The sequence below is a fragment of the Streptomyces alanosinicus genome (assembly GCF_014650595.1).
In the GTDB taxonomy this organism is placed as follows: Bacteria; Actinomycetota; Actinomycetes; order Streptomycetales; family Streptomycetaceae; genus Streptomyces; species Streptomyces alanosinicus.
Genome location: NZ_BMVG01000094.1, coordinates 1 through 5302, shown reverse-complemented (window position 1 = coordinate 5302; position 5302 = coordinate 1). Strand labels below are relative to the sequence as shown.

Below are 5302 nucleotides of genomic sequence, written 5' to 3'. Positions count from 1 at the left end.
TCGCAGCGATCGTCATCTGGCTCCGAGACATCGTCCAAGAGCCATCAGAAACGCCCTAATCCCCACAGGGCCGCCACCCACCAAAGCACCAGACTCTCCTTCCCCCGACCCGGCTGGCATCTCACCGAGGGTTCCAACGCCCGGCCGTCTCCGCGAGGGCAGCTGTGGCCAACTTCGCCAACCGGCCGTCGAATTCGAGACAGGCAGGGCCGGTCCGGGAGAAGCACCCTTGTTCCCCAGGGCCGGACCCAAGAAGGGATGAGCCCTCGGCGTGCTGGCACGCCACCTGCAGGCATGCCGGGCGGAGGACCTGCGGAGGATTTGGCGGCGGAGCATTGCCCCCGTTGGTTCCAATAGGTCTTATGGGTTATGACGTGCGGCAGCGTTCACCCCGGACCGGCTGCACAACGGTGCCCTGGACCGCTCGGGGGCGTCGGTCCAGGGCACCGCTTCAGGCCGCCAGCCCCGTGACGGGGAGCACGGGGCTGGCGGGGTCTATCCCGCCGCGAGGAACAGCACGGTGACGAGCAGCCGCACGGCGACGACCACCAGGAGCACAGTCTCGGCTCGGTGGTGGTGCGTCGCGGTGCGCCAGGGCCTCACGGGCGCGTCTCCAGCAAGGCCCAAACGCGCTTGCCCCAGGGGCTGAGGCCGCCGAGGATGTCCCAGCCCCAGCGCAAGGCGTACGCGGCGCGCTGACGTCCATACGTCAGGCCTGACCCAACTTCAGGTGTCCAACAAGGGTGTTCAGCTCCCTTCGAGCTGTTCTACGAGAGTGCACGCGCAAGTTGATTGAGATCAACTAAAGTGGTAGCACTGTCGGCGCGCTTCGATGTGAAGCGCTGAACCGGAAGGGTCAGCCATATGGAGATCCCCGTTTCCGCCTGGGCCAGCGAGCTGTTCCACGACGAGGAGACGGCTCGGGACGTGCGCGACAGGATCGGCCAGGCACTGATCGACATGCAGGCCAACGCCCGTTCCTCGCAGCAGGACGCTGACGTGTCCTCCACCCAGGTCCACGGCGTCGCGCGCTACCGCGGGGCGTTCGAGCGGGTCAGCGAGCAGTTGGGGGACCTCCCTGGCGCCCAGCTGGTGAAGCCCAACGGTTTCCAGTTCGACCTGGTGCGGATCGGGAACGGGCTGCTGTACCCGTTCTGCTTCTCCAAGAAGGACAGCAACGTCCGTACCGCGAGGATCCAGAACGTGTGGTCGGTGATCCGGGAGCTGTTCGCGTTCGCCCCGCCCTCGGAACAGGCAGACCTCTTCGGGGGATACGCGTTTGACCCGAGCGCGGTGGAGCTCCGGCCGAGGCTGGCAGCCCTGCCGGAAGGCACGCGTCTGGTCCTCGTTCCCTTCGCTTGCAACGCGGCCGGGCTCCTCAAGCCCTACTGGGGCGTTGCGGCACTGGCGGACGAGAGCGGCACGCTGGAGTGGGTCATCGATCCGGAGCCCCTGCCCCTGCCGTTGCCGGAAGCCTCGACGCCGAAGCTGACGATTCCGCAGCAGCTGACCGGCCACCCCGGCTTCGACGAGGGCGAGCAGCCCATCGTTGCCCTGACGCCCCGCCCCGACGCGGAGCGGAAGCTGGACATCCCTCCGGTGAGCGAAGTCGCGCCGATCGAACCCCTGACGAACGAGAACAATGAGAACTGATCACCCAGTCCTTCCCGGACTGGAGCGCACCGCCACACCCCGCGCCGTGACCGATGCGTTCGACCCCGCCCGGCTCACCCAGGCCCGACGCCTCGCTGGCCTGACCAAGAAAGACGTGGCCGAACGCCTCGGTGTCACCCCGGCGGCGGTGGGCCAGTACGAGACGGGCGTCTCCCGTCCGCGGCCGGACTTGGTACCCCAGATGGCGAAGGCCCTGAACGTGCCGGCGGAGTTCTTCATCGCCGGCAGGCCGAGCCAGCGCCTGGACTCCTCGATGGCCCACTTCCGCAGCCTGCGCAGCACGCCGAAGGCTCAGCGCGAGCGGGCCCTGGCGTTCGCCGAGCAGGTGTGGGAGCTGACCTACGCGCTGGAGCGCCGGGTGCAGCTACCGCCCGTGGACCTGCCCGGATTCGCCGGCGGCGAGGTGCATCCCGGGGTGGCCCTGCCGTCGGAGCCGACTGCCGCCGCGCAGGAACTGCGTCGTCAGTGGGGTCTTGGCGACGGTCCGGTCACCCATCTCGTCCGGCGCATGGAGGCGCACGGCATCGTGGTGGTCCTGCCGGCGGAGTCCGATGCCGCCGCCGCGACGGTCGATGCGTTCTCCTCGCGCTCGGCGCGTCCGCTGGTGGTGCTCACCAGGAACCGGGCCAACGACGTCTACCGCCACCGCTTCACCGCGGCCCACGAACTCGGCCACCTGGTGCTGCATGGCGACGCCACGGGCGACAGCAGGCAGGAGCGTGAGGCGGACGCGTTCGCCGCGGAATTCCTCACGCCGCAGGCGAGCATCCTGCCCCTGCTGCCGCGCCGGATGGACCTGGGACATCTGGCGGGCCTGCGCCGGACCTGGGGCGTGTCTGTGCACTCCCTGGTGTACCGCTGCCGCGAACTGGGGCTGATCTCCGACGCCACGGCGAGCCGGACGTACCAGCGACTGCGAGCCCTGGACGGCCAGCCCGGCTTCGCCGCGGAGCCGGTCAGCGGCTATCCCGGGGAACAGCCGGTCCTGCTGTCCCAGGCGTTCGATCTGGCGGTCCAGGAGACGGGACTGGGCGTACGGGAGCTGGCACAGGAACTGGCCTGGCCGCTGGCGCGGGTCAGGGAGTTGCTGGGGATGCCGGACAGCCGGCCGGTACTGCGGCTGGTGTGATCCGGAGCTGCTACCCGCTCGGTCACCCGGCCGTCGGTTCCGGTCGAGGGCAGGGTGAAGGCCACCTGGGCCGCCCGGACACCGAGCTGGGCGTCTTCGACGAGGCACTGCGCGGACGGCACCCCTAATACGCGACATGCGGTTTACCAGCCCTGACCTGCGACTCTATAGGAAACCCTACAGAAGCAGCGCTACAAGAAATCCTGGAGAAAAGCCAACGACGCCCAACGATGCGGAGAGTGGCATTTCCAGACGGGTTCTGTGATGTAGTCTTATTCGCGTTCCCCGTTCCCTGACGGGGGGCTGCCGATTGGCGGTCCTGACACCCGAAGGGAGGTGGCAAGACGTATGCCCGGACCTGAGCCCGACGAGCCCAGGCCGGCGGGGACGAAGCGTCGCCGTGTCGTGCGGGTCCTGACCTGCATGCAACCGGCGGTCGTAGTGCTGAAGTTCGTCTACTACGCGGTCCGCGTAGTGCGCGAACTGATGGACTGACCTGCGGCGACGCACTGAGGGCCCACCCCGGCCAGGGGGCAGGCCCTCGGGTCCACGTCTGGCCAGGTGTGCCCCGTGAGCTGCTGTGACGGCATGCGGGGCACACCCATGTGTGGACTGCTGATCGCTACGGTAGCACGTTTCCAAATCCAATTGAGCAACTGCGACAGATCTGATTTGAAATGTACTGCAGCGGTCCAGCAAAATCCCCCCAGCGCAATTAGCCCCGTCGCAAAATGTCGCTGTAAATTTAAAGCCGTCGCGAATATTGCTGCGCATCAGAAGGGTAGTAGATTTACTCCCTGCCAGGAGTCATTTCAATTACGAATGACGTGATGACGGCCAGTGTTGCTGTCCCGACGGGAATGCTGCACCGCCTGACGCGCGGCGTTTGCGCAGCTCAGCCCCGGGATGGATACACCACCGAGCCGGGGTGCGCTCGGCGACACAGGCCAGCGGGGCCGGGTTGGGTGCGGTCCGGGTACGGGGAAGCGGAGGGCCTTGCTCCCCAGGGGCGATGCGTTCTCAAGCTGTGAGTCCGAGCGTGGCGGTTGCGTGCTGGGGGCGTGACCGGTAGTGATCGACTGCGGCGGCGATGTTGGTCCAGCCTGCTTGGCGCATGAGTCCGATAGCCAGGTTCCGCAGCGTGGCCATGGCGCGGGGTGCGGTGCCGGTGCGCACTCGCGAGGCGTCCTCGCTATAGGTGACGTCTCTGACGTGGTGCAGGGCCTCAACCGACCAGTGGTTCTGCACGAGTTGGGCGAGTTGCGCCGGGCGGGCCTGCTCGGGCGACAGGCTGGTGACCGCGTAGACGGTCTTCGTCTGGACCTTGCCGGTCCTGCGGTGGGTGCGGCGGCGCTTGATCTCCATGGCCTGGACGGCGTGCGGGAAGAGCAGGCCGGGCTGGACGGTGCAGACCTTCAGGCGGCGGACCTCGCGGCGGCCGTGCCCGGCCCCGGTGGTGCGGGCCTGCAGCGGGATCTCCCGCCAGGGCAGGCGCCGCAACTGCTTGCGCAGCTTCTTCTGGTTTCCCTTGACGACCAGGAGGTAGTGGCCGCCAGCGGTGATGACGTGCTCGGCGTGGGTGCTCTGGGTGTGCATCGCATCGGCGGTGACGACGACGCCGCGCAGGTCGAGCCGGTCCAGCAGCGGGGCGAAGGCGGGGATCTCGTTGCTCTTCGCGGCGACTTGACGCTGGGCGATCACGGTCTGGCAGCCGTGCAGCGCGGCGGCGAGCAGGTGGACGGCCATGCCGTCGGTGCGGGATCCACGCACAGTCTTGCCGTCGACGGCCAGGCCGATCAGTGTCTCGCCGGGTTCGTCCACCGGGTCGGCGGCGTACCGGGCGAGCCAGGCGCCCACGGCGTCGTCCAAGGCGTCGCCGTCCAGACGAGCGAGGAGTCGTCCCAGTGTGGAGGCGTTCGGTGTGCTGGAGGTGAGCCCGAGCTGTTCGCGCAGGCTGGAGTCGGTATCGGCGGCGAAGCGGGCGATGGCGGCCAGGGACCTGGCTCCGCCGAGCACGGCGACCAGGCACAGCGCGAGCAGGGAGCCCAGGTGGTAGCGACGGCCTCGGACCCGGCGGGGATCGGGTATCCGGCTCAACGTCTCCGCCAGGGAGGTGAACTGCTGCGGTTCCGGATCCGGGCAGGCGGAGTCGATGCCCTGGCAGTGGCGCTGCAGGACACCGATTAGGGAGGATGGCACGCGAACGCGACCCCTGTTCTGGTCAATGGCTTCGAGAACCTTGATCATCGGCGCAGGTCACCGCCGTGCAGGGCTCCGTGATGCGTATTTCCGTCACTCCCAGAGGGACGACTCCTCCAACCCGCCAAGGTTGGCGGCGGCTACATCAGCCATCTGTCTTGCCCCTCCGAACATTGAGAAGCGCCTATGACTCTCAGACAGAAATTTGATATGCCAGCTATCCGACCGGTCTCAGCGCCCGCTCGAGCGCGTCGACGGTCACACCGACGATCGCCCGGAGTTGCTCCGGGCTCGACCCGG

The 5302-nt window shown here is 68.0% G+C and carries 4 protein-coding genes; 3 read left to right on the top strand and 1 reads right to left on the bottom strand.

Translation table 11 applies throughout. The features are described 5' to 3' along the window. Positions 1-864: 864 nt before the first annotated feature. The 3 genes from IE277_RS46105 to IE277_RS46095 all read left to right on the top strand — a co-directional run bounded on the left by IE277_RS46105 (position 865) and on the right by IE277_RS46095 (position 3298). Positions 865-1653 (top strand): hypothetical protein, encoded by a 789-nt coding sequence (locus tag IE277_RS46105; protein WP_189960054.1) that lies wholly within the window; start codon positions 865-867, stop codon positions 1651-1653. A 46-nt stretch (positions 1654-1699) separates the two neighbouring features. Then, the gene (locus tag IE277_RS46100) at positions 1700-2803 is read left to right on the top strand and encodes a helix-turn-helix domain-containing protein (RefSeq protein ID WP_189960053.1); all 1104 of its coding nucleotides are present in this window, start codon (positions 1700-1702) and stop codon (positions 2801-2803) included. Between the two features lie 348 nt (positions 2804-3151). After that, complete coding sequence (locus IE277_RS46095) at positions 3152-3298, top strand: hypothetical protein (RefSeq protein ID WP_189960051.1); 147 nt, start codon at positions 3152-3154, stop codon at positions 3296-3298. A 525-nt stretch (positions 3299-3823) separates the two neighbouring features. On the opposite strand, the gene IE277_RS46090 is transcribed toward IE277_RS46095, so the two are convergent. Then, complete coding sequence (locus IE277_RS46090) at positions 3824-5002, bottom strand: ISAs1 family transposase (protein ID WP_229882586.1); 1179 nt, start codon at positions 5000-5002, stop codon at positions 3824-3826. Positions 5003-5302 lie beyond the last annotated feature (300 nt).

What these genes read in the sequence shown, in the direction of transcription:
- IE277_RS46095 (WP_189960051.1), top strand. Translation starts at nt 3,152, where the DNA reads ATGCCCGGACCTGAGCCCGACGAGCCCAGGCCGGCGGGGACGAAGCGT.
- IE277_RS46105 (WP_189960054.1), top strand. Translation starts at nt 865, where the DNA reads ATGGAGATCCCCGTTTCCGCCTGGGCCAGCGAGCTGTTCCACGACGAG.